General features: G+C 70.3%; 21 protein-coding genes. 12 read left to right on the top strand and 9 right to left on the bottom strand.

Annotated features, from left to right (window positions below; all coding sequences use genetic code 11):
• Window positions 1–55 precede the first annotated feature (55 nt).
• Window positions 56–2,740 (bottom strand): ATP-binding protein, encoded by a 2,685-nt coding sequence (locus tag ACFY10_RS13140; RefSeq protein WP_390665168.1) that lies wholly within the window; start codon window positions 2,738–2,740, stop codon window positions 56–58.
• Window positions 2,741–2,921: 181 nt separating this feature from the next.
• Here ACFY10_RS13140 and ACFY10_RS13145 point away from each other — a divergent pair, with 181 nt between their 5' ends.
• From ACFY10_RS13145 to ACFY10_RS13155, 3 genes are read left to right on the top strand one after another with little or no spacing between them, the layout of a single operon-like run.
• Window positions 2,922–4,202 carry an MFS transporter gene (locus ACFY10_RS13145; protein ID WP_390665169.1) on the top strand — a complete coding sequence of 427 codons (1,281 nt, stop codon included), beginning with the start codon at window positions 2,922–2,924 and terminating at the stop codon, window positions 4,200–4,202.
• A 4-nt stretch (window positions 4,203–4,206) separates the two neighbouring features.
• Complete coding sequence (locus ACFY10_RS13150; RefSeq protein ID WP_390665170.1) at window positions 4,207–5,361, top strand: anhydro-N-acetylmuramic acid kinase; 1,155 nt, start codon at window positions 4,207–4,209, stop codon at window positions 5,359–5,361.
• A 50-nt stretch (window positions 5,362–5,411) separates the two neighbouring features.
• Window positions 5,412–6,458, top strand: a complete 1,047-nt coding sequence (locus ACFY10_RS13155; RefSeq protein ID WP_390665171.1) for a DUF2510 domain-containing protein — start codon at window positions 5,412–5,414, stop codon at window positions 6,456–6,458.
• 146 nt (window positions 6,459–6,604) lie between these two features.
• On the opposite strand, the gene ACFY10_RS13160 is transcribed toward ACFY10_RS13155, so the two are convergent.
• The gene (locus ACFY10_RS13160) at window positions 6,605–7,219 is read right to left on the bottom strand and encodes a TetR/AcrR family transcriptional regulator C-terminal ligand-binding domain-containing protein (RefSeq protein ID WP_390665172.1); all 615 of its coding nucleotides are present in this window, start codon (window positions 7,217–7,219) and stop codon (window positions 6,605–6,607) included.
• 239 nt (window positions 7,220–7,458) lie between these two features.
• Between ACFY10_RS13160 and ACFY10_RS13165 the strand changes: the two genes are divergently transcribed.
• Window positions 7,459–8,268 (top strand): phosphatase PAP2 family protein, encoded by an 810-nt coding sequence (locus tag ACFY10_RS13165; protein WP_390665173.1) that lies wholly within the window; start codon window positions 7,459–7,461, stop codon window positions 8,266–8,268.
• Window positions 8,265–9,230 (top strand): hypothetical protein, encoded by a 966-nt coding sequence (locus ACFY10_RS13170; RefSeq protein ID WP_390665174.1) that lies wholly within the window; start codon window positions 8,265–8,267, stop codon window positions 9,228–9,230. The genes ACFY10_RS13165 and ACFY10_RS13170 overlap by 4 nt, the downstream gene beginning before the upstream one ends.
• Window positions 9,231–9,346: 116 nt before the next feature.
• Here ACFY10_RS13170 and ACFY10_RS13175 read toward each other — a convergent pair whose 3' ends face one another.
• Window positions 9,347–10,186 carry a phospholipid scramblase-related protein gene (locus tag ACFY10_RS13175; RefSeq protein ID WP_390665175.1) on the bottom strand — a complete coding sequence of 280 codons (840 nt, stop codon included), beginning with the start codon at window positions 10,184–10,186 and terminating at the stop codon, window positions 9,347–9,349.
• A gap of 77 nt (window positions 10,187–10,263) precedes the next feature.
• Window positions 10,264–12,318 (bottom strand): phosphocholine-specific phospholipase C, encoded by a 2,055-nt coding sequence (locus ACFY10_RS13180; RefSeq protein WP_390665176.1) that lies wholly within the window; start codon window positions 12,316–12,318, stop codon window positions 10,264–10,266.
• Window positions 12,319–12,789: 471 nt separating this feature from the next.
• Between ACFY10_RS13180 and ACFY10_RS13185 the strand changes: the two genes are divergently transcribed.
• From ACFY10_RS13185 to ACFY10_RS13200, 4 genes are read left to right on the top strand one after another with little or no spacing between them, the layout of a single operon-like run.
• Complete coding sequence (locus ACFY10_RS13185; protein ID WP_390665177.1) at window positions 12,790–13,134, top strand: trypco2 family protein; 345 nt, start codon at window positions 12,790–12,792, stop codon at window positions 13,132–13,134.
• 13 nt (window positions 13,135–13,147) lie between these two features.
• Complete coding sequence (locus ACFY10_RS13190) at window positions 13,148–16,525, top strand: NACHT domain-containing protein (protein WP_390665178.1); 3,378 nt, start codon at window positions 13,148–13,150, stop codon at window positions 16,523–16,525.
• Window positions 16,526–16,557: 32 nt separating this feature from the next.
• The gene (locus ACFY10_RS13195; protein WP_390665179.1) at window positions 16,558–16,785 is read left to right on the top strand and encodes a hypothetical protein; all 228 of its coding nucleotides are present in this window, start codon (window positions 16,558–16,560) and stop codon (window positions 16,783–16,785) included.
• 7 nt (window positions 16,786–16,792) lie between these two features.
• Window positions 16,793–17,455: an ATP-binding protein gene (locus tag ACFY10_RS13200; protein WP_390665180.1), complete on the top strand. Its 663-nt coding sequence runs from the start codon at window positions 16,793–16,795 to the stop codon at window positions 17,453–17,455.
• A 14-nt stretch (window positions 17,456–17,469) separates the two neighbouring features.
• On the opposite strand, the gene ACFY10_RS13205 is transcribed toward ACFY10_RS13200, so the two are convergent.
• The 4 genes from ACFY10_RS13205 to ACFY10_RS13220 all read right to left on the bottom strand — a co-directional run bounded on the left by ACFY10_RS13205 (window position 17,470) and on the right by ACFY10_RS13220 (window position 19,796).
• Complete coding sequence (locus ACFY10_RS13205) at window positions 17,470–18,093, bottom strand: DUF1326 domain-containing protein (protein ID WP_390665181.1); 624 nt, start codon at window positions 18,091–18,093, stop codon at window positions 17,470–17,472.
• Between the two features lie 145 nt (window positions 18,094–18,238).
• Window positions 18,239–18,664 carry an arsenate reductase ArsC gene (locus tag ACFY10_RS13210; protein ID WP_390665182.1) on the bottom strand — a complete coding sequence of 142 codons (426 nt, stop codon included), beginning with the start codon at window positions 18,662–18,664 and terminating at the stop codon, window positions 18,239–18,241.
• A gap of 29 nt (window positions 18,665–18,693) precedes the next feature.
• The gene (locus tag ACFY10_RS13215) at window positions 18,694–19,428 is read right to left on the bottom strand and encodes an aquaporin (RefSeq protein ID WP_390665183.1); all 735 of its coding nucleotides are present in this window, start codon (window positions 19,426–19,428) and stop codon (window positions 18,694–18,696) included.
• Window positions 19,425–19,796, bottom strand: coding sequence for an ArsR/SmtB family transcription factor (locus ACFY10_RS13220; RefSeq protein ID WP_390665184.1), 372 nt, complete (start codon window positions 19,794–19,796; stop codon window positions 19,425–19,427). Before ACFY10_RS13220 ends, ACFY10_RS13215 begins: the two co-directional genes overlap by 4 nt.
• A 127-nt stretch (window positions 19,797–19,923) precedes the next feature.
• Between ACFY10_RS13220 and arsM the strand changes: the two genes are divergently transcribed.
• Window positions 19,924–20,820 (top strand): arsenite methyltransferase, encoded by an 897-nt coding sequence (arsM, locus tag ACFY10_RS13225; RefSeq protein ID WP_390665185.1) that lies wholly within the window; start codon window positions 19,924–19,926, stop codon window positions 20,818–20,820.
• 19 nt (window positions 20,821–20,839) lie between these two features.
• Here arsM and ACFY10_RS13230 read toward each other — a convergent pair whose 3' ends face one another.
• Window positions 20,840–21,901 (bottom strand): NAD(+)/NADH kinase, encoded by a 1,062-nt coding sequence (locus ACFY10_RS13230; RefSeq protein ID WP_390665186.1) that lies wholly within the window; start codon window positions 21,899–21,901, stop codon window positions 20,840–20,842.
• 90 nt (window positions 21,902–21,991) lie between these two features.
• Between ACFY10_RS13230 and ACFY10_RS13235 the strand changes: the two genes are divergently transcribed.
• Together ACFY10_RS13235 and ACFY10_RS13240 are read left to right on the top strand one after the other, a co-directional pair.
• Window positions 21,992–22,207: a hypothetical protein gene (locus tag ACFY10_RS13235; RefSeq protein WP_390665187.1), complete on the top strand. Its 216-nt coding sequence runs from the start codon at window positions 21,992–21,994 to the stop codon at window positions 22,205–22,207.
• Window positions 22,208–22,334: 127 nt separating this feature from the next.
• A complete protein-coding gene (locus ACFY10_RS13240; protein ID WP_390665188.1) occupies window positions 22,335–23,705 on the top strand; it encodes a lectin in 1,371 nt (456 codons plus the stop codon).
• Window positions 23,706–23,724 lie beyond the last annotated feature (19 nt).

Below are 23,724 nucleotides of genomic sequence, written 5' to 3' on the forward strand. Positions count from 1 at the left end.
CGCGCCCAGCCACAAACGACCCTCAGTCGCCGTAGCACCTTTCGTACCGAGCTCTTCAGCGCAACCCGCGGCCCACTTCCAGCACCTCCTGAGCCTTCGCCACCAACCCGTCCGCCCCGCACGACCGAGCCAGCGCCAACCCTCGATTCAGCTCAGAAACAGACCTCGCAGCGATCCCGTACTCGATACGCGCCGCCGCATGCTCGTACTGGCAGGGCGAGGCCTCCAGATACGCCACGGCCTGCGCCGCCAGCCGTACGGCCCGTTGCCCGGTCTCCAGCGCGGCAGCGCACCGCAGAGCCTCCCCGATGGCGGTGTCCGTACCGAACAGCTCGGCCTGCCGGCGGACATCCGCGGCGAGCCGACCCGCTCGGGCCGGGTCCTCCGAGGCGAGGGCCCGGGCGAGGTCGAGGGCCCAGGGGACGAGCACCGGGTTGTGGTGACCGCGCGCGACGACGGCCTTCTCGGCCTCCTCCAGTTCGTTGATGCCGTCCTTGGTGCGGCCGACGGCGAGCAGCAGCCGGCCGCGCACGGACCGCGGGTCCGGCATCACCATGGCGTAGGTGTAGGGCGGCGCGAAGCCGGTCTGGTCGGCGATCGCCCAGGCGTCGTCGACATGGCCACGGGCGAGCAGGACCTCGACGAGGTTGCAGGAGATGCACCAGTACAGGGGCAGTCCGCGGCCGACGCGCTCGGCGAGGCGCAGCGACTCGCGCAGGGACTCCTCGGCCTCCCGCAGCCGGCCGCGCCTGCGGTGGGCGATGCCGACGTGGGCGTGGGCCAGGGCGAGGTGGCCGCCGCTCCAGCCGGCCGACTCGTAGGTGCGCAGGGCCTCGTTGTACAGGCTCTCGGCACGGTCGAGGCGGTCGGTGTAGGTGTAGGAGTTGCCGAGCATCAGCAGGAGTTCGATGCCCCACTCGGTGTCGGTCCAGCCGAGTCCGGGTGCGAGGCGGCCGTTGACGAGAGCGCGGTCGCACAGTTCGACGACCTCCTCGGCGTTCTCGCCGCGGAGCAGGGCGTCGAAGCCGCGCAGCATGAGCAGGGCACGCTCGGAGTTGTCGCGGCCGGTGCAGGTCGAGGCGAGGTCGGCGAGGCGCTGGGAGCGTCCCGGCGAGGTCGACTCGCCCGCGTAGATGCCCTCCCACATGTACTGCACGGCCTGCAGCCGCATCTTGGCGGGCCCCTGCTCGTGCCGGGCGGCCTCCGCCTCGACCGTGCGGACGGCCTCTTCCATCTGGTCGTTGTGGAGGAGGGCCTGGGAGAGGCGGAAGACGGCGTCGACGCGCTCGTCGCCGTCGAGGCCGGGCATGCCGAGCGCGGACTGCAGGTGGTCGATGGTGGTGGCGGGCGCGGTCAGGAGGGTGGCGCAGCCGAGTTCGAAGAGCACGCGCGCGTGGACCTCTGGAACGGGCGGTTCCAGCAGGGCGCGCTCCAGGCAGCGGCGGGCCGCGTCCGGGGCGCCGACGGCGAGGTGTTCGCGGGCGGCTTCGCGCAGCTGCTCGACGAGTTCCTCGTCGTCGTCCGGGTGTACCTGGAGAAGGTGCCGGGAGGCCATGGCGGCGCCGAGTCCGGACTCCGTGACGACCTGGGCGGCGATACCGTGCATGGCGGTGCGCAGGGCGTCCGGGATGGAGTTGTAGACGGCGGTGGCGATCAGCGGGTGCACGAACTCCAGGTCGCCGTCCCCGGCCTGGGCGCTCGCCGGGTCGGGTTCGGTGAGGATGCGGGCGCCCTGCAGCAGTTCGGCGCAGCGCAGCGCGTCGTCCTGGTCCATGGTGGCGAGCTCGGCGACCAGACCGACGGAGATGCCGGTGCCGAGGATGGCCGCCGCCCAGGCGAACCGGGTGGCGTCGATGCCGAGTTCCTCGAGGCGGGCGACGAGACCGCCGCCGCGGGCCGAGCGGTTGAGGGCGCGCAGTTCGGCGGCGGCGCCCTCGGTCGGCTCCAGTTCACTGTCCTGGACCTTGGCGAGGAGTTCCACGGTCTCGTACGGGTTGCCGCCGGTGACGGCCCAGACCTCGCGGCAGAACGGGGCGTCGGCGTGCGCGCCGAGGGTGGCGCGGGTGAGGCCGGCGGTGGCGTCCGGGGTGAGGGCGCTCAGGGTGGCGTCGGGGCGGCCCGCGGCGGCGGCGACCGCGTCGAGGTGGCGGGCGCTCTCGCCGCTGACCTCGCCGGGCCGCCTGGCGACCACGACCAGGACGGACAGGTCGTCGAGCCGCTCGGCGAACGCGGCGAGCCAGCGCAGCGTCTCCTGGTCGGCCCAGTGCGCGTCGTCGATCAGCAGGACCAGCGGCCAGTCGCGGCGGGCCAGCCGGCGCACCCCGGCGACCAGGCCGTCGCACACGCCCTGCGGGTCGGCCTGGCGTTCGCCCGGCTCCGTCAGCCCGAGGGCGGGGCCGGCGATGTCGTACCAGTCGCCGAGGTACTCGCGGGCCTCCTCCGGCATCAGCGACACCAGCGCGGGCTGCAACAACTGCCGTACCACGTTGAAGGGGACGGATCTGAGGGTCTCGCCGCCGCGGGCCGACCACACCGTGCAGTTGCGCCGTTCGGCGATGCGGCGGGTCTCGGCCAGCAGGGCGGTCTTGCCGAGTCCCGCCTCGCCCCGGACCATCAGCAGACTGCCCGAGGACGAGCGGTCGGCGCACAGGGTGTCGATCGCCTGCTCGACGGCGGCGATCTCCTCGTCGCGCTCCCACAGGGAGGCCGAGGCGGCCTCCATGGGCCGGACCTCCGTCATCCCGCTACCTCCCCAAGTCGCCCGAACGACGTACAGACATCGAGCGTAGCCGTCCGATTGCGGAAGTGGAGGCCGGTCCGGGTAGCTGTTGCCGTGATGGGTGACAGCGGGTGCAGGCAGGCGACGCATGAAGCTGGTGATCTGCCTGTGCGAAGGTAACCGACAGTCAAAAGGCGCTGAAATGACGCTGTTTTTCGGACAACGCCGGGCCGTGCGGGACTCGTCTGCGGTACGGGCCCTGGCGGCGGGTTCGGTGGGCAACCTGGTCGAGTGGTACGAGTTCGGGGTCTACGGATACTTCGCGACCGTGATCGCGGCACGGTTCTTCACCCCGGAGGGCGGCAGCGAGGTCGAGGCGCTGGTGAAGACGTATGCGTCGTTCGCGCTGGCGTTCTTCTTCCGGCCGGTCGGGGCTGCCCTGTTCGGGCGGCTGGGCGACCGGATGGGCCGGCGTCCGGTGCTGATCCTGGTGATCGTGCTGATGACGGTCGCGACGACGCTGATCGGTGCGCTGCCGACGTATGCGAGCGTCGGGGCTCTTGCTCCGTGGCTGCTGACGTTTCTGAGGGTGCTTCAGGGGCTGTCGGCGGGTGGGGAGTTCGGTGGTGCGGTGGCGGTGATGACGGAGTCCGCACCGCCGGGCCGGCGCGGGCTGTACGGGTCGTGGCAGTCGTTCACGGTGGCGCTGGGGCTGCTGGGCGGTGCGGGGGTGGCGGCGCTGCTGGGCTCTCTTCTGACGGAGGAGCAGCTCGGCGACTGGGGCTGGCGGGTGCCGTTCCTGCTGACGTTGCCGCTCGGGCTGGCGGCGCTGTGGCTGAGACTGCGGCTGGAGGAGACGCCCGCGTTCCGGCGCGAGACCGACACCGCGAGCCCACCCCGGCGCGAGGTCGCCGGCGCCATCGCACTGGGCGCGGCCAGGATCATGGGCTGGGCGGCGGCCGGGTACACCTTCCTGGTCGTGCTGCCGTCGTATCTGCAGAGCACCCTCGGCGCCAGCTTCCAACAGGCACTGATCGCAACCGTGTTGGCCAACTCGGGCTTCGCGGTCACGATCGTCCCGGCAGGCTTGCTGAGCGACCGGGTGGGGCGGCGGACGGTGATGCTGACGGGGGCGCTGCTGGTGGCGCTCCTGTCCCTGCCGCTGCTCAACCTCCTTCAGAACACGGGGACTTCGAACACCGTGAAGGGTGCGGCGGTGTTCGCGGCGGGTGCGGTGGTCGGACTGATGGCGGGGCCGGGACCGGCGATGCTCTCGGAGCTCTTCCCCACGAACGTGCGCTACACGGGCCTGGGACTCGCCTACGCACTCTCGAATGCCGTGTTCTCGGGCTGTGCCGGGCTCATCATTACGGAAACCGTCAAGCGGACCGGGAACGTCGACGTCCCCGGGTACTACGCGGCGGCGACGTGCGCGGTGAGCGTCCTCGCCCTGGTCAAGGCACCGAAACGGAAAGCGGGTTGAGCGGATGCGGGTGATCGGTCTGATGTCGGGCACGTCCTACGACGCCATCGACGCGGCGGCGGCCGATCTGAGCCTCGTCGGCGACAGCCTCGTACTGGAGCCGCTGGGAATGGTGAGCGAGGCCTACGACGAGGAGCTGCGGGAGGCGCTCGCGGCCGCGCTGCCGCCGGGTGCCACGTCGCTTGCGGAGGTGTGCCGGCTCGACACGGGGATCGGACAGGCCTTCGCGGCGGCGGCCGTCCGGGCGGACCGTGAACTGTGCGACGGGCAGGCCGAGTTGGTGGCCTCGCACGGGCAGACCGTCTACCACTGGACGGACGGCGGCAAGGTGCACGGCACGCTGCAGCTCGGGCAGCCCGCCTGGATCGCCGAGGCGACCGGGCTGCCGGTGGTCGCCGACTTCCGGCCGCGCGACATCGCCGCCGGCGGCCAGGGCGCACCCCTGGTCGGCCTGGTCGACCTGCTCTGGCTGCGCGGCCGCCCCGGCACCCCCGTCGCCCTGAACCTCGGCGGCATCGCCAACCTCACCGCACCCGACGGCACGGCCTTCGACACCGGGCCCGCGTGTGCGCTGATCGACGCGGCGGCACGGGGGTTCAGCGGCGGGACCATGGCCTACGACGTCGACGGCGCGCTGGCCGCTCGCGGCACCGTCCACGAACCGCTGCTGCGGCGGCTGCTGGAGGAGCCGTACTACGCGCTGCCCGCGCCCAAGACGACGGGCAAGGAACTGTTCCACCTCGGCTATCTGCGGGACGCGCTGGCCGGTTTCGGGACGCTCCGGGCCGAGGACGTGGTCGCCACGCTGACCATGCTCACCGCGCGGACGGTCGCGGACGCCGTGCTCGCCCTGCGCGCCACCGAGGTGATCGCCTCGGGCGGCGGGGTCCGCAACCCGGTGCTCATGGGGATGCTGGGGCAGCGGCTGCCGGGGCTGGCGGTGCGCAGCTCCGACGAGCTGGGGCTGGTGTCGGACGCGAAGGAGGCGTACGCGTTCGCCGTGCTCGGGTTCCTGACCGCGCACGGTCTGGCGGGCACCGAGCCCGCGAGCACCGGGGCGCGGCATGCGAGCGTGCTCGGTTCGATCACACCCGGCCGGGACGGACTGCGGCTGCCGGCGCCGGTCGCGCGGGCGCCGAAACGGCTGGTGGTGACCTGAATCCGGAATCCTCTCATCCCGCTTTCACCGAGGCCTCATACGGTGGGGGCATGACGCAGGTGACTCCTCCCGGGTGGTATCCCGATCCGGGGCAGACAAGTGAGGGTCCCGCCACCGAGCGCTGGTGGGACGGCAAGGCATGGACGGACCGGACCCGCCCGGCGGGGTCGGCCACCGTATGGGGTCCCCCGGCGCAGACGCCGACGGCCGGGGCGGATCCGGCGAGCACTGCCCTTCCGGCGGATCCGGCCTATGCGGCATATCCCGGCTATCCGGCATACCCCGCCCAGCCGCCGGCCGCTCCGCGGCGCGGTCTGCGCACGGGCATTGCCGTCGGGGCGGCCGTGGTCGTCCTCGCATGCATCGGTGTGGGTGTGTACGCGCTGGCGGGCAACGACAGTTCGGGCGGCGGCAACGTCAACTCGCAGCAGGGACAGGGCGGCACCGGCGGCCAGGGTGGCCCGGGCGGCGGTCAGGGCGGCCAGGGTGGTCCGGGCGGCGGCAACGGTGGCTCGGGCGGTTCGGGCGGGACCCAGCCGCCCGCCCCCGGTCAGTCCGAGGCTCCGAAGATCGAGAGCGGTTCGGTGACCGACGCGATCAGCGGGATCAGCCTGCCCATCCCGGACGGCTGGTACGGCCAGCAGACCGAGGCCGGCGCGCAGATCTCGTCCAACGACTCCTACAAGTGCCCCGGCGACACCACCCAGACCTGCACGAAGGGCGGGGCGTTCTCGGCGCCGGCTCTGGCGTTGAAACACCAGGACAGCACGGCCGAGGCGGTCGCGAAGGCCGACATCTCGGCGAACGCCGAGCAGAACTACGGCAAGGTCTACGGCTCGATCACCTCGCACGACGTGCTCGAGTCCAAGGCGGTCACCGTGGCCGGACAGAAGGGCTACCTGGTCCGCTGGAAGGCGGTCACCAGCAAGGGTGCCGACGGCTATGTCGAGTCGCTCGCCTTCCCCTCCCCCGCGGACCCGCAACAGATCGTCATCGTCCGCTTCGGCGTCGACGTCGGCCAGAAGCTGTCCGTGATCGACGACATCACCAAGGGCATCAAGGTGTCGACCGGCGGCGGCAACGGCCAGAAGGTGTGAACCGCCCCGGACACCGGTCGGCCGGGTGGGGCACCCCTCCGCTCAAGAGGAGCCCCACCCGGCCGGGGGGTACGCGCCGCCCCCGTCCCCACGGTGCGGCGCGAGCAGGTCGCCGTCCAGTCATCCCATGGACGGCGGCCTGATTCTCAGGTGAGTCCCAGTGCCGGAAGCACTGCGGCCTCGACGAAGCGGACCAGGTAGTCGGGGTCGGCGTACTCGCCGTCCACGACGGGCCGGGCGCGCACGACGCCGAACATCTGCGCCGGGATGTACTCCAGCGCCGGATGGTCGGCGGTGACCTCGCCACGCTCGACCCCGCGCCTGAGGATCTCCTTCAGCGCGGCGATCTCCGGGTCGACGAGCGCCTCCCGCAGTGCCTTGGCGAGGTCGGCGTCCTGGGTGACGGCGTGCCCGAGGGCCTGCAGCAGCTTGGTGTCGTTCAGCGACCAGCGGCCCACGGCCCGCGCGGCCTCGCGCAGGTCGTCCGCGAGCGATCCGGTGTCGATCCCCTCGAAGCGGGCCTTGCGGCGGGAGCGCAGGGCGGCCACCACGAACTGGGGCTTCGTCTTCCACTGGCGGTACAGCGTGGACTTGCTGCAGCGCGTGCTGGCGGCGACCCCTTCCATGGTGACGGCTTCGTATCCGCATTCGCGGATCTGCTCGAGGACGGCGTCGAAGAACTCCTGCTCACGCTCGCGCGTGATCTTGGAGCGGCGCGAGGCGGCGACCGTCTCCGGTCCGTCCGCGGCCTGCGACGTCATCTGCTCTTCTCCCTTGCCTCTCGTCCCGCTCTGTCCGCTGCATCCGCTGGATCTATTCCCTGGATCCAGTGTGTCCTACCTCAATCGATACGCCAGTGTACCGGAACGGCCGCGTATCGGTACACTCCCGTATCGGAACGCTTTCGTTTCGGCACGCAAGCGTACCGATGAGTTCGGGCTCCGGCCCGGGTCTCACCACGTACCAGCACACGCACCACCGTCAGCGAAGGGGCCGGGGGATGAATGCCCGCACCGAGCCTGCAGAAGCAGAAGGAGAGACCGACGCGATAGCGCGGCCTCCGGTCGTCCGTGAGTTCCTGCTCGTCGCAGGGCTCTTCCTCGTCTACAAGTTCGGCCGTCAGCTGGCGACCGGCCACACCGGCGAAGCCCTTCGCAACGCGCACCGCGTGTGGGACCTGGAACGGACGCTCCATCTGCCCGGCGAGGGCGCGGTGCAGTCCGTGCTGCTGCACAGCGACACGCTGGTGCGCCTGGCGAACACCTACTACGCGACCGTCCACTTCCCGGCCACCGCGGCCTTCCTGATCTGGCTCTACCTGCGGCGCCCCGCGCACTACGTGTGGGCCCGCCGGGTCCTCGCCACGGTCACCTCCGCCGCCCTGGTGCTGCCCTTCCTGTTCCCGCTCGCCCCGCCGCGGATGCTGGCCGCCACCGGTCTCGTCGACACGGCGCACGTGTACGGGCCTTCGGTGTACGGCCCGCCGTCCTCGGACCACCTCTCGAACCAGTTCGCGGCGATGCCGTCACTGCACTTCGGCTGGGCCCTGATGGTCGCGATCGGCCTGATCGCGGCCACCCGGTCCCGCTGGCGCTGGCTGTGGCTGCTGCATCCGCTGGTGACACTGCTGGTCATCGTGGGCACGGCGAACCACTACTGGCTCGACGCGATCGTCGCGACCGCCATGCTCGGTGCCGCGCTGGCGCTGATCCACCGGCCGCACCGCACCGTCACCACGGCCGGGCGCGGCAGCGAGAAGCTCGCCGCACCCGTCGCCGACGACAACGTCCTCGTAGGAGCGGGCCGATGACCGCCACACTCGTCGCCGTCGCCCTCTCGCTGGTCTCCGCCGTCGCCTACGCGGCCGCGGCGGTGGCCCAGGAGCGGCTCGCCTCCCGCAGCTCCGACACCGGCATGCTGCGCCTGCTGGGCACGGGCGCCTGGTGGGCGTCGGTCGGCCTCAACGCCGGCGCGGCCCTGCTGCACGTCGTGGCCCTCAAGTACGGTCCGCTCACCGTCGTTCAGCCGCTCGGCGCGCTCACGCTGGTCGCCGCCGTGCCGATGGGGGCGCGGGCGGCCGGGCGGAAGGTCAGCGCGACCGAGTGGCGGGGCACCGCGCTGACGCTGGCCGGGCTGGCCGCGCTGCTGGTCACCGCCTCCGGGTCGGCCCCCGAGCAGGTGCTGAGCCTGACCGAGGCGCTGGCGGTCGCGGGGTCCACGGCCGCGCTGATCGGGCTGCTGTCGCGGCCGGGTGCCCGGCCGGGCCTGCGGCACGCCACCGCCTCCGGGTTCGCCTCGGGCGTCGCGTCGGCGCTCACGCAGACCGTGACGGTGGCCGCGACCGACCGCTCGGGCTCCGCGCTGAGCCTGCAGGTCGTCCTGGTGGCGGTGCTGGTGGCCGCCTTCGCGGTGGGCGGACTGCTGCTGTCCCAGACGGCGTACCGGGGCGGGCTCGGTGCCCCGCTCGCGATGGTGACGCTGTCCAACCCGGTGGCGGCCTCGGTGATCGGCCTCACACTGCTCGGACAGGGCCTGCGCGGCGGCGCGGAGGGCATCCTGCTCGCCCTCGCGGGCGCGGCACTTGCATCCTGGGGCGTCGTACTGCTGACCCGGGTAACTCCCTCTCCCGTCGCTGCGGTTGCTCCCGCCGGCACGGTCGATGAGGAGCACCCGGTGGCCGCGGTCCTGGCACTACGGCCGGAAACGGCGACACCGGAACCGGCGTTGGTCCCCCGGCAGCCTTCGGATCCGGGGCACCTCACGCCGCTCTGACCAAGCCGGCGGTCCGGCACCGCCCTGAAGGGGCGCGGGCTATCAATATGCGGCTCCGCCGCGTGGGCGCGACCAGCCACGACGACGCCGCAGTGGGCCGACCACCCATCGCGCCGCTAGCCCAGGCCGCGTGAGTCCTGCTTCAACGCCGTATCCACAGTAAGTGCCGTCGCCACGACAAGACTCAGCAGCGGCTCGGGCAGCTTGTAGTGGATCTGCAGGACGTAGTTGTCCGCGGTGGTGAACATCGTCTTGGCGAGGCCTTCCCAGGTCTTGGTGATCCGGGCGACCTCGTTGTCGGCGTGGTCGACGATCGCGAAGTTCCAGGCCCGCCAGTTCTCCGCCTTGATCGCGCCGACCTGCTGGCCGTTGGCGTCGTTCATCGCGAAGTTGATCTTCCCGATCATGTTCTGCTGGACGATCTCGCCGACCGGCGAACCGTCCGGACGGGACACCAGCACCTTGGACTTGAAGACCTTGGCGGGCCGGGTCAGCACCAACTGCGGCTGGCCGTAGGCGTCACGGATCTCCAGCCGGTGCGTCATGAACTGGTCGAGGCTGGAGACGAAGCGCAGCGCCTTCTTCAGCGCGCTCTGCCCGATCTCGCTGACCGAACCGATCTGGTTGCCGTTCTGATCCATGACCTTGTACTCGTTGGTCAGCTCGATCAGCTTGGCCTTCTGATTGACCACCAGGACCGGCTCGGTGAACAGGCTGCCGCCGCCGGGGCCACCGGCGGCGACCCCGGCCTGCTGCTGCACCTGACGCTGCACACGCGGATCCGGCCCGGCGGCCTGCTGCGGCACCTGCTGCTGCGGCACTTGCTGCTGGGGTGCCTGCTGCTGGTCCGTGTTGGTGTGCTGGGTCCACTGGGTGCCGTCCCAGTAACGGAGGGTCTGAGGCGCTCCGTGCGGATCCGGGTACCAGCCTGCAGGAGTGTTCGAATGCGTGGTCACCGGGGCACACTACCGCGCACCCACCGGCACCTGGCCAGTCCCCGCGATCCGCTGTTCTCCAGCCTTTACCCGACAGTTCACCCGGTGATGATCGCCGGGTCGCTCACCCCCGGCCGCCCGTTCTCGACATGCCCGGCGAATCGCCGCAGGAACGTCGCGTCGGCCTGGGACGTGACGGTGAGGTCGTACCAGCGCCGGCTCGCCGTGAGGTCGACGGTGTACTTGACCGTGGCACCGGCACGCACCGTGAAGGTCCGCGGCTTGTATCCGTATCCGCCGGACACCTTCAGACCGACCGTGCCGGAGCCCTTGTTGGTGAAGGTCAGCTCGATGTCGTCGCCGGCGTGGCGCACGGTGACCTCGGGCCCTGCCACCTTGTTCGGCCCCTTGAAGACGCGCAGGAAACCGTTCGGGCCGTGCACGGCGAGGTCGTACGAGCCGTTCGAGTACGCCGAGTTCCAGGCGTCGGATACGGTCTTGCCGGCCTCGGTGGTGTAACTCCACGGGCCGTCGGTGCGGTTGCCGGAGGTCACGAGGAAGGCGGCGCCCGCCTTCGCGCCCGAGGCGAAGGTCAGGGTGAACTTCCCGGAGGCCGTGTCCGCCGACCCGTCCACGTACGGGGCGTACTTGAGGGGACGCGCCGGGCGCAGGCCGGGTTCCTGCTTGGGCAGGACCGGGCTGGCCGGCGGGGTCGGCACATAGTCGGGGTGGCGGTTGTGGTCAGGGGGCTGGTAGCCGTCGGTGCCCGGCAGGGCGACCGGCTTCGTGTCCGTGCGGGAAAAGTCGAACGCGGAGGTCAGGTCGCCGCAGATGGCCCGCCGCCAGGGCGAGACGTTCGGCTCGTGGACACCGAAGCGGCGCTCCATGAACCGGATGATCGAGGTGTGGTCCATCGTCTCGGAGCAGACGTAACCGCCCTTGCTCCAGGGCGAGACGACGATCATCGGCACGCGCTGGCCGAGCCCGTAGGGACCGGCGGGGTGGCTGCTGTCGCCCTTGAACAGGTCGAGGGCGGGGTCCACCGTGGACTTGCCCTGCGCCGCGGAACCCGGTGCGAACGGCGGGACCAGGTGGTCGAAGAAGCCGTCGTTCTCGTCGTACGTGATGAACAGGGCCGTCTTCGCCCACACCTGCGGGTCGGAGGTGAGCGCGTCGAGGACCTGGGAGACGTACCAAGCGCCGTAGTTGGCGGGCCAGTTGGGGTGCTCGGTGAAGGCCTCGGGGGCGACGATCCAGGAGATCTGCGGCAGCTTGCCGCCCTTCACGTCGGCCTTCAGCTGGTCGAAGAAGCCCTCGCCCTTGCGGGCGTCGGTGCCGGTGCGGGCCTTGTCGTAGAGCGGGTCGCCGGGCTTGGCGTTCTGGTACTGCTTGAAGTAGAGCAGCGAGTTGTCACCGTAGTTGCCGCGGTAGGCGTCCTGGATCCAGCCCCAGGAACCGTTCGCGTCGAGGCCGTCGCCGACGTCCTGGTAGATCTTCCAGGAGACGCCGGCCTTCTCCAGGCGCTCGGGGTAGGTCGTCCAGCCGTAACCGGCCTCGTCATTGCCCAGGACCGGCCCGCCCCCCTGTCCGTCGTTGCCCGTGTAACCGGTCCACATGTAGTAGCGGTTCGGGTCGGTCGAGCCGATGAACGAACAGTGGTACGCGTCGCAGATGGTGAAGGAGTCGGCGAGCGCGTAGTGGAACGGGATGTCGTCGCGGGTCAGGTACGCCATCGTCGTGGAACCCTTCGAGGGGACCCACTTGTCGTACTTGCCCCCGTTGAAGGCGGCATGTCCGTCGTTCCAGCCGTGCGGGAGGTCCTGGATGAAGGCGAGGCCCAGGTCGTCCCCGTCCGGGTGGAAGGGGAGGAGGTCCTTGGTGCCGTCCGACTGATACCAGACCGGCTTCCCGTCCTGCCGGGTCACCACCGGACGCGGGTCGCCGAAGCCGCGGACGCCCCTGAGCGAGCCGAAGTAGTGGTCGAAGGAACGGTTTTCCTGCATCAGGACGACGATGTGCTCGACGTCCTCGATGGATCCCGTGCGGTGGTTCGCGGGCAGCGCGGCGGCGCGCTGGATGCTGTTCGACAGGGCGGTGAAGGCGGTGGTCGCGCCCGCGAGTTGCAGGAATCGGCGCCGGTTGACTTCGGGCATGGGTGGGTGCCTCTCATCCTGGTGCGGATGGCGGGAACATGACGGATTGTGCGCGGTGCGAGTGTTCCAAGAGCACCAAACGTCAGGGAAGGGTCCGGTGGCGCCAATGTGAAAGTCGTCGGTACGTGAGGTGTACCGCGCCGGCCGCGTCTGCCGGCCGGATGGCCGGGCGGGCAGGGCGAAGAGCTCGCCGACATCAACTCTGCGGCGAGCAGCGCCGCTTGTGTCCGGCGCGCGGCGGCGACGCGGATCAGGATCGCCCGCTCGGGTGCGGCAAGGCGGCCGAACCGGAGAAGGCGGCTGCGCGGGTGGAACGCCTCGACCAGCACACGCACGACCGGGCAGCGGGTCGGCGATGACGATCCGCTCGTCCTCGGACGGACAGCGCGGCGAGACCTGGCAGCAGGCGTCCGTGACGGCAGGGCCCGAACTCATGGCGCGGGACGGAGGCGTTGGCATAGCGTTGATCAGGTGAGTGACGACTTCACCGGGACCGACGGGATCGAGCTGGCGGACGCCGTCCAGGCCGTGCGCGACGAACTGCTCACCGCCGCAGCGCGCGGAACGGGCAGTGAACTGCGCTTCGAGGTGGGGGACATCCATCTGGAGTTCACGGTCGAACTGCGCCGTGACGTGCGCGTGAAGTCCGGTGTGCGCGCCTGGGTGCTGTCGGCCGACGCCGATGCCGGCCGGTCCACGGCGCACACCCACCGGGTCGGCTTCACGCTCCGGCCCAAGAGCGCGCGTACGGGTAATGGCTGGGAGGTCGGCAACGACGCCCCCGCCGACACCTCGGCCTTCGGCCGCACCGACTAGGCGGGGGATGCGCGTGTCCGGTCCGCGCAAGGAGCGCATCGCCGCCGTCCTGGGCGTCTCTCACCAGGGCAGCGGATATCTCCTCGGCCCACGGCTGGTCCTCACCGCCGCCCATGTCGTCGTGGGCAGCGACAGCCTGCATGCCGTCGTCCCCGAGGGGCGCGGCCGGATCCCCTGCCGACTGGTCTGGGAGGGAACCCACGAGAACTGCGATGTGGCACTGCTGCTGGCCGCCGATGACCTGGTCGCGCCCGAAACCGCCGCTGACTGGGGGCCGGTCCGCTGGGGGCAGACCAGCGATCTGAAACCGCGCCCCGACTGCCAGGCGATCGGTTTCCCCGCCGTTCAACGCGGTGGCACAGGGCAGCTCGACAGCGAGCAACTGGTCGGGACCCTCAAGCCGGGGTCGAGCATGGTGCGTGGACGGTACGTGGTCGACCTCGTCCATACGCCCCCGGCGCCCCGGCAGGACGGCGGCTCCCCGTGGGCGGGGATGTCCGGGGCAGCTCTCTTCGACGGAGAGCTGCTGGTGGGCGTGGTGACCACCGACCCCGACGGCTGGCAGCATGGTCGTCTCACGGCCGTCCCGGCAACCGCGATCCACATCGCCGGCGGGTTCTACGACGCGCACTTCGAACACCTTGGAGAGCTGCCCACCCTGGAAGACGCGGGCCGGAGCCGCGCACCACGCACCGGTTTCGAATCCGACTACCGCTCGTACGTGGAGCGGAACTACGGCGAACTCCGCATCTTCGGGCTCGACTTCAGCCGGAGTGACCATGCGCAATGGCCGCTCGACACCGCCTATCTGAGCCTGGAGCTGTCCCACCAGAGCAGCCAGGACCGTACCGACTTCCTGGAAACCGCCCCCCGGCACGAGATGTCCAGCGCCCGTCAGCGCGTCGAGTCCGCTCTGTCCGGAAGGCGCCGGGTGCTGCTGCGCGGTCTGGCCGGATCCGGGAAGACCACCCTCATCCAGTGGCTGGCCATCACCGCGGCCCGGGACGACTTCAGCTATCGGCTCGGCCATCTCGACGACTGCGTGCCCTTCGTCCTGCCGTTGCGCACCCTGATCAGACAGGGTGCGTCGCTGCCCGGTCCCGGCAATTTCCTGGCCGCCACGGGTACTCCGCTCAGCCCGCCGCCCGACTGGGCGGAGGAGGTGATGCGCTCCGGCCGTGCGCTGCTCCTCATCGACGGCGTGGACGAGATCCCCGAACGTGACCGGGAACGAACCCAGGAATGGCTCACCGGGCTGCTGGCCGCCTACCCGGACTGCAACTGCGTCATCACCACCCGCCCCACCGCCGTGAGCGAGGGCTGGCTGGCCCGCCGGGACTTCACCGAGCTGACGCTGCTGCCCATGAACCAGCAGGATGTCGAGGCATTCGTGGGGCGCTGGCACCTGGCCGCGTTCGGAGAGAGCGCCGAGGCCGCGCCGGAGCGTGACCGGTACAGAGAGCGCCTGCTGGACACCCTGCGACGGAAGCGAGACCTGGCCCGGCTCGCCACCAACCCGCTGATGTGCGCCATGATCTGCGCGTTGCACCGCGATCGCCGTACCTACCTGCCGGAGAGCCGGATGGAGTTGTACGGCGCGGCACTCACCATGCTGCTCGTCCGCCGTGACAAGGAACGCGATGTGGGCGAACCGGAGGGCTTCGACATTCCGGAGGACGCTCAGCGTCAGCTCCTCCAGGAGCTTGCCTGGTGGCTGATCCGCAACGGCCAGACCGAGGCGGAGCAGCACAAGGTGGTCAGGCTGATCGAGCGGTTGTTGCCCGCGATGCCCGGTGTGGCCCCGCCGGACCGGGCAGGGGATGTCCTGCGCCACCTTGTGCGCCGCAGCGGTCTCCTGCGGGAACCCACCCCGCAGACCGTCGATTTCGTCCACCGCACGTTCCAGGACTATCTCGGGGCGAAGGCGGCGGTCGAGGCCCAGGATCTCCCGCAGGTCGCGGAACATGCCGCCGACCCCCAGTGGGAGGACGTCGTCCGGATGGCCGTGGGCCACGGCCGCCCCGAGGAACGGGCGATGTTGATCGGCGGGCTGCTGGAGCGGGGAGATGCCGCGCCGGACGACGAGATCCGTACCCGGCTGCACCTGCTTGCCGCCGCCAGCCTGGAACACGCCACCATGCTGGCACCGGCGGTGCGGCGCGAGGCGGAGGAACGAGCGGCCTTACTGCTCCCGCCTCGGGATTCCGAGGCGGCGGAGAAACTGGCCGGTGCGGGTCCGGTCGTGCTCGATCTCCTTCCGGGGCCGGATCAGCTGGACGACCGGGAGGCGGCGGCCACCGTGGAGACGGCCGCCCGAATCGGCGGCGAGCACGCCTTCCAGATCCTGCGGCAGTTCCGAGACCATCCGGATGCCGTGGTACGGAAAAAGGTGGTGGACGCCTGGAGTTCATTCGACGACCAGCGGTTCGTCGACGGGATCCTGTCCGGGATGGAACTGACCGGTGCGTATCTCACCGTGAGCACGGATTCCCAGCTGTCCGCACTGGACCGGATCGGTCGGGTGATGACCCTGGAGATCAACGGCTCCTTCGTGACGGATCTCATGCTGCCCGGGCTGGCCGCCACCGAGCCCACCGAACTGCGGCTGGTCAGCAATGACTCCTTCCGTGATCTCGGCTTTCTCAGCGGTTGTGCGCCACGCCTGCGCTCGCTGGGGCTCCAGGACTGCGGCAGCCTCAAGGACTACTCGCACATCTCCGAGACGAACATTGAGCATCTGCAGTTGGAGAAGATGCCGGTGGGGCCGGACATGAGCCCCCTCGCCGAACTGCGGCGACTGACTTCGATCGCCGTCAACAGCCGCTGGCCCTGGGGGAGGCTGACGGATCTGCCCCTGCCTTCGGGTCTGCGGGGCCTCACCTTGGGGCCGACAACTCTGAGCGCGCCATCACTCGACGGCATAGAACGCTGGCCGGGGCTCACGAGACTTCATCTGGCCGCTGATGCCGGTACTCCCTTTGCCGCGGCCGAGTTGAGACATCTGCCGGCACTGCCCGAACTCGTCGAGCTTGATATGGATCTCGACCAGCTGTCCGGTCTTGCGGAACTTCGTCTGCCGCCGCTTCCGCAGATCCGGTCCCTGTACCTGAGGGCGGAAGTACAGAACCGCATTGATTTCGGCGAACTGCGGGATGTGTTTCCCAACCTCACGACATTCAGTGCCCAGTTGGAGCACCGCTCTTTCATGACACTGGAAGCGGACGTGTCGGCTTTGCGGGCTGTCCCCGACTCTTCCGTCACCATCAACGCGTCCGGGAGAGTCCGTCTGACCGGAGAGAAGGAACTGCCGGGCGAGCATCGAGTGCACATCGACAGCAGAACCGCTCCCCTCGCGAAGAAACCCCGCTTCCGCCTCTGGAAGACCCCCTGACCCCGGCCGCACCCTTACCTACACTCACGGGGATGAACAACAACTACACGTGCACCCATTGCGGCACCGTCGGTCTGGTGGAGGGTTTCGTCGAGGACACCGGCGAGCACTCGCGCGGGTACGCGCGCTGGATCGAGGGCGCGTTGGAGCGCGGGATTTTCGGGGGTGCCAAGCGGATGGGTCGTCCCCGCCGGCAGATAGAGGCGTTCCGCTGCCCCAAGTGCGGACACCTCGAGCTCTTCGCCAACGGCGAGGTGTAGTTGTCCGATGGAGGTCTCAAGAGGTTCGTGGGTCAACACCACGCACGATTGGTCCAGCTTCATCGACCTGGGTCATCTGGCGCATATCCAGCAAAGTCCCGCGGAGTTCGCTCCGGGGGGCCCGTGGCACCTTGTCCTCGAGGTGCTTGCCTATGCCGCCGATGAAGCATCGAGCAAGGGCGGCGGGCACTGCCTCGTCACTCTCCACCCGGATGGCTCCTTGTCCGTGGCGGATGACGGACGGGGCACTGACACCCGCATGGACGATCAAGGCCAGATCGTGAAGAAACCCGTCATGGCGTCAAAGGACCTTCGGTTCTTCGACTTCCCCGACGCGGAACTGCTTCCGGACGGCCACCCACGTCGGGGCATGTCTGTTGTCGCAGCCCTCAGCGAATGGCTCATCCATACCAACCGCCGCCTCAACGGGGCCTGGACCCAACGCTACGAACACGGCGTCCCGGTCACCGACCTGGAACCGGTCGAGACCGACGGCACCACCGGGACACTCGTGCACTTCAAACCGGACGCGCCATCTCGTTCGGTAGGGATTTCGGTAGGGGTTTCGGAAGGGATTTCGGCAGAGCTATTGGCGGAGGGCCGGCTGAAGCGTCTGGCCACAGCCTGGCCGGACCTGCACATTCGGGTGGACGACCGGTCCAATGACTGACGGTCGGGTGCCGCTCAGGCACGCCCCTGGGCGGCTCCCTCGGTCTCCTCGCTGCTGAAGACGTACTGGGCCGTCTCGCCGTACGACGCGTCGTAACTCAGTCCGAAGGCGTCCGATCGCCCTGTGGTCCTGCCGACCTCGAATTCGGGGGCGAACCCGAACATGGCGTTCTTGATCTTTGTCGAGCTGCCGTCCGGGCCGGTCAGCGGCTCGTACGAGAGTTCTGTGCGGCCCTCGACCGTGAAGCCGGGCTTGTCCTCGCCGGCGAGGGAGACCCCGGCCCGCTCCATGCCCAGGTATTCGCCGTAGAACTGCGACAGCTGGCCGAAGGGGCCGCCTTCCCGGCCGGACAGGATGCGCTCCAGGGCCTCGGCCTGCTCACCGCTGGCCGCGCTGTCCACGACCAGCCCGACCTTCCAGTTTCCCGCGGACAGATGGGACGGGAAGTGGTTGTAGAACGCGAAGTCGACGCCGGACAGGTCCAGGCCGTCCAGATTCCCGTCGGCCACATGGAACACGGCGGTGCCCAGGCACTCGGTACCGCCCTTGGCATCCCGCGGCTGACCGTCGTACGGACAACTGCACAGCACCACGCACGAGCAACCGGCCACATACGTGCCGGAGATCGACCATGACATGACCGCTCCCCTTCCGGATGGAGATGGCGGCGAGCGTCATCTGTATGTTTACGCCGTACTCTCACGCTAGACCCGTCAAAGGTGCATGTAAATGGCAATACGGTGCATACCGCCCACTCGCCCGGAGAAGGTCATCCTGCGATCGTCATGAGACCGCGGCCGGGATGCCCAGGTCGGCGAGCAGGCCGCGTACGCGCTGCTCGATCTCGTCCCGGATCGGCCGGACGGCAGCGACGCCCTGACCGGCCGGGTCGTCGAGCTGCCAGTCCAGGTAGCGCTTGCCGGGGAAGACGGGACAGGTGTCGCCGCAGCCCATCGTGATCACCACGTCCGAGGAGTGCACGGCCTGGGTGGTGAGGATCTTCGGCGTCTGGGCGGAGATGTCGATCCCCACCTCCTTCATCGCCTCGACCACGGCCGGGTTGACGGTGTCGGCAGGGGCCGAGCCGGCCGAACGGACCTCGACCTGCTCGCCTGCTAGGTGAGTGAGGAAGGCGGCGCCCATCTGCGAGCGGCCGGCGTTGTGCACGCAGACGAACAGGACCGAGGGGCGCGGGGCGGGAGTACTCACGGCGGGTGTCCTTCTCGAAGGGGATGGGGTCAGGGGGAGGCGAGTTCGGGCTCGCCGTGCGGGACGGCACTCTCCTCCACGGCAGGGCCGGGACGGCCGTACACGACTGTGACGGCACTCAGCCCGACGACAACGCCCAGCAGCTGGGCGGCGATGAACGGGGCGACGGAGGCGGGCGCGATACCGGCGAAGGTGTCGGTGAAGGCGCGGCCGACGGTCACCGCCGGGTTGGCGAAGGAGGTGGAGGAGGTGAACCAGTAGGCGGCCCCGATGTACGACGCCACCGCCACCGGCGCCATGGCCGTGCGGGCGATGCGGTCGAGGCCGAAGATCAGGGCGATCAGTCCGGCGGTCGCCACGATCTCGCCGAGCCACAGATGGGCGGCGGAGCGGTCGTGGGTGGAGAACTTCACCAGCGGCTTGGCGAACATCGCATCGGCCAGCACCGCCCCGCCGACAGCACCCGCGATCTGGGCGGCGACGTACGCGGCGACGTCCCGCGCGGTGAGGCCGTCCGGGGCGCGTCGGCCGGTGAACCACGCGGCCAGGGTGACCGCGGGATTGAAGTGCGCGCCGGACACCGGGCCGAACAGGGCGATGAGTACTCCCAGGCCGAACACGGTGGCAAGCGAGTTGGCCAGCAGTTGGACGCCGACGTCACGGGAGAGCTCGGTGGCCTGGATGCCGGAGCCGACGACGATCGCGACCAGCAGTGCGGTGCCGATGGCCTCGGCCGCGACGCGGCGGCCCAGCGACGGGATCACGCGGTGAGTCCTGCCGGCTGGGGCGTGGTCAGGAATCCGGCGAGGCGGTCCAGGGCGCCGGGCAACACCCAGTAGTAGACCCAGGTGCCACGGCGCTCGCAGTCGATCAGGCCGGCCTGGCGGAGCAGCTTGAGATGGTGGGAGATCGTCGGCTGGGACAGGTCGAAGGCCGGCGTCATCTCGCACACGCAGACCTCCCCGCCCTCCCGGGAGGCGATCATCGACAGCAGTCGCAGGCGGACCGGGTCCCCGAGGGCCTTGAACACCTTCGCCAGCTCCGCCGCCCGCTCGTCGTCCAGCGGCGCGGATGCCAGATCGGGGCAGCAGCCGGAGTCCTGGCCGATCACCTCAAGCTCTTGTTTCGACATGCCTCTATGTTGACGTTTCTCGATCCAAGGCGCAAGGTTGCATCAACGAACGTCAATACAAGCCGCTCCGGGCCGATGTCGCGCCCCGCCATCCAGGAGAAAGCCATGAGTCATCCGGGAGAAAGCCATGAGTGAGCAGTCCACCGACCTGCGCGAGACCGTCCGGCAGCGGTACGCCGCCGCAGCTGTGAAGGTCACCGAGGGCAGCACCGCCTGTTGCGGGCCCGAGCCGGTCGAGGTCGACGAGAACTTCGGCTCCACCCTCTACGCCGCCGACGAGCGCGACGCGCTTCCCGCCGAGGCCGTCGCCGCCTCCCTCGGCTGCGGCAACCCCACCGCCGTGGCCGAACTGCGCGAGGGCGAGCGCGTCCTCGACCTCGGCTCCGGCGGCGGCATCGACGTCCTGCTCTCGGCCCGCCGCGTCGGGCCGTCGGGGAAGGCGTACGGCCTGGACATGACCGAGGAGATGCTCGCCCTGGCGCTCGCCAATGCCGAGAAGGCAGGGGCCACGAACGTCGAATTCCTCAAGGGCACCATCGAGGCCGTTCCGCTGCCCGCCGGAACCATCGATGTGGTGATCTCCAACTGCGTGATCAATCTGTCCGTCGACAAGCCCGCCGTCTTCGCCGAGACCTTCCGCGTGCTGCGGCCCGGAGGGCGTATCGGCGTCTCCGACGTCGTCGCCGACGACGACCTCGCCTCGGACGAGAGGGCCGAGCGCGGGAGTTACGTCGGCTGCATCGCCGGTGCGCTGTCCTTCGCCGAGTACCGGGCGGGCCTGGAGGCAGCCGGGTTCACCGACATCGAGATCACCCCGACCCAGCCGGTCGCCGATGGCATGCACTCCGCCATCGTCCGCGCCACCAAGCCGGCGAGCACCGAAGCACCTTCCGGTACGGCCGAGTCGGCCGATGCGTGTTGTGGCGTCAACGCCTGCTGCACGTCGGCCGAGACCGCCGCCGACCCCGCTCTCGGCGTCGCCGAGGCCAAGTCGGCCTCGGGGTGCGGCTGCCAGGAGAACTGAGCCGAGCAGACGCGGCCGGTCAGGAGCCGTCCGGGGCCGTCAGCAGGGTCAGATGGGCGAGGTCACCTGGCGGCGGCGTGGTGACCGACCACAGCGGGGCGGGGGAACCGTCGGCGATCGCGGCCGGGGCGTCGGTCAGGTTCATCCGCTCGCGCAGGCGGCCGTAGAAGTCCATCGGGCCCAGCCGGACGGCCCGCAGGCGGCGCGGGGCGGCGTACACGCCGATCCAGTCCCCCGGGTCGAGCACGCCCCGCAGCTGGCCGTCGATGCTGACCGCGGCCGGTCCCGAACGTTCCAGCAGGCGCAGCCCGACGGGCTCGTCGGGGGCGGTGACGACCGAGCGGTCGAAGGCCATGTGCGGGGCGACCGGGGTGAAGACGAGGGCCTCCGCACGGGGCGAGACCACGGGCCCGCCGGCGGCGAAGCTGTAGGCCGTCGAGCCGGTCGGCGTGGCCACCAGCAGCGCGTCGGCCGAGTAGGAGGCCAGGAGTCTGCCGGCGACGTAGACCCCGACCGACACCTGCCGGTCCCTGACCAGCTTCTCCAGCACGATGTCGTTGAGCGCGGTGACCTCCAGGGGGATGCCCCAGTCCTTGTCGACCTCGCAGTCGGGCCGCACCTGCGGTGGCGGCAGGAGCGGCCCGCGGCCGTACTCGATGAGGGTCTCCATGCCGGACGGCACCTCCAGCCGGCGCGAGGCGCGCAGCGCGAGGAGCATGCGGCTGTCGATCTCGAACCGGTCCTCCCGCACCGCGTCCAGTGCCGAACGCACCGCGGAGGCCGACACCTCCGTCAGAAAGCCCACCCTGCCCAGGTCGACCCCCAGGACCAGGGCGTCGCTCGCGGCGGCCAGCCGGGCGCCGCGCAGGAAGGTGCCGTCGCCGCCCAGGGTCACCACGAGGTCGGGTTCTCCCGCGGCCTCGACCTCCTCACGGGCACTGCGTCGCCCACCGTCGTGCCACACGTCGATGTCCGTGCACCGCACGCCGTGTTCCGCGCACCACGCGCGGACCAGGCCGGCCGCCGCCACGGCCTCCGGGCGTCCGCCGTGCACGACCAGGCCCAGCCGGTTCACTGTCACTTCCGCCTCCGGAGGTTCTCGGCCACCTGGTGGTGGCCTCGGTGCGCAGGGCGACCCCAGTGTCGCTCTTGCGGACGCAGTCGGCGGCAGTTGCGGCGGCCAGCGCGCCCGAATTACCACGGCTGCGCCTTCGTAGCTGCCGGCGCGGAGGCACGGCACGGCAGCGCCATCGAGGAGGCGTCCGACGCCTCCCGGGCGTGGATCCGGGCCCTGTTCACCGACCTCGCCCGGGACGCCGGTGCCCCGGATCCCGAGGCACTGTCCCGCCAGCTCCACCTTCTGTACGACAGGGGCGGCCCGCCGTGAGGTGGACGGCACGCAGGGTGCCCGCTCAACTCCCTTTCCTCAACTCTTACTTCATGTCTTGACGTAAGTGGTCCGTACCTTTAGTTTCACCGGGCGACCCCACCCCCCACGAAAGGCCGCCCCCGCCATGGCCAGACCGAGGCCCCTCCCCGCATCCGCCGTCCTCGCGGTCACCGCCCTCACCCTGTCCACCGGCCTGCTCACGGCATCTCCCGCGCAGGCCGCCACCGGCACCATCACCGGACTCGCCGGCAAGTGCCTCGACGTCGCCGGCGCCAACTCCGCCGACGGCACGGCCGTACAGCTCTACGACTGCAACGGCACCGCGGCTCAGCAGTGGACCGTCGGCAGCGACGGCACCGTCCGCGCCCTCGGCAAGTGCCTTGACGTGACCGGCAATTCGACCGCCGACGGCGCGAAGGTCCAGCTGTGGAGCTGCAGCGGCGGCGCGAACCAGCAGTGGACGGTCACCGCCGCCCACGACATCGTCAACCCGCAGGCCGACAAGTGCCTGGACGTCACCGACAACTCCTCGGCCAACGGTGCCCGCGCACAGATCTGGAGCTGCAGCGGCGCGGCCAACCAGAAGTGGACCGCGCCCGCGACCGGCGACGGCAGCACCCCGTCCGCGCCGATGGCCGTGGCGCCGTACCTCTACAACGGCTGGGGCAGCCCGCCGAACCCGAGCACGATCACCAACGCGACCGGCGTCAAGTGGTTCACCCTCGCCTTCGTCCTCAGCAACGGCTACTGCAACCCGCAGTGGGACGGCAGCCGGGCCCTGACCGGGGGTGTCGACCAGCAGACCGTGAACACCGTGCGGGCAGGCGGCGGTGACATCATCCCGTCCTTCGGCGGGTACAGCGGCAACAAGCTGGAGAGCTCCTGCTCCAGCGCCGGGGAGCTGGCGGGGGCGTACCAGAAGGTCATCAACGCCTACGGCCTGAAGGCGATCGACATCGACATCGAGGCCGACGCCTACAGCAACCCCACCGTGCAGCAGCGCACGGTGGACGCGCTGAAGACCGTAAAGGCCGACAACCCCGGCCTGAAGGTGTACATCACCATCGGCACCGGACAGAGCGGCCCCGACACCAGCCTCATCAACCGGGCCGCGTCCTCCGGGCTGACCGTGGACGCCTGGGCCATCATGCCGTTCGACTTCGGCGGCGCGGGCCAGAACATGGGCAACCTGACCGTGCAGGCCGCCGAGGGCCTGGAGTCCGCACTCAAGAGCGCCTACGGCTACGGCGACGACCAGGCGTACCGGGACATGGGCATCTCGTCGATGAACGGGATCACCGACAACAACGAGACCGTCACCGTCGCCGACTTCCGCACCATCCTCGCCTACGCCCAGCAGCATCACCTGGCCCGGCTGACGTTCTGGTCCGCCAACCGCGACCGCCCCTGCACCGGCGGCCCCGCCGACAGCTGCTCCGGCGTCGGCCAGTCCGACTGGGACTACACGCGCGTCTTCGCCGCCTACACCGGCTGATCCTCGGCCGCTCACCGCC

Origin of the sequence: Streptomyces sp. NPDC001401 (assembly GCF_042895385.1) — a bacterium.
In the GTDB taxonomy this organism is placed as follows: domain Bacteria; phylum Actinomycetota; class Actinomycetes; order Streptomycetales; family Streptomycetaceae; genus Streptomyces.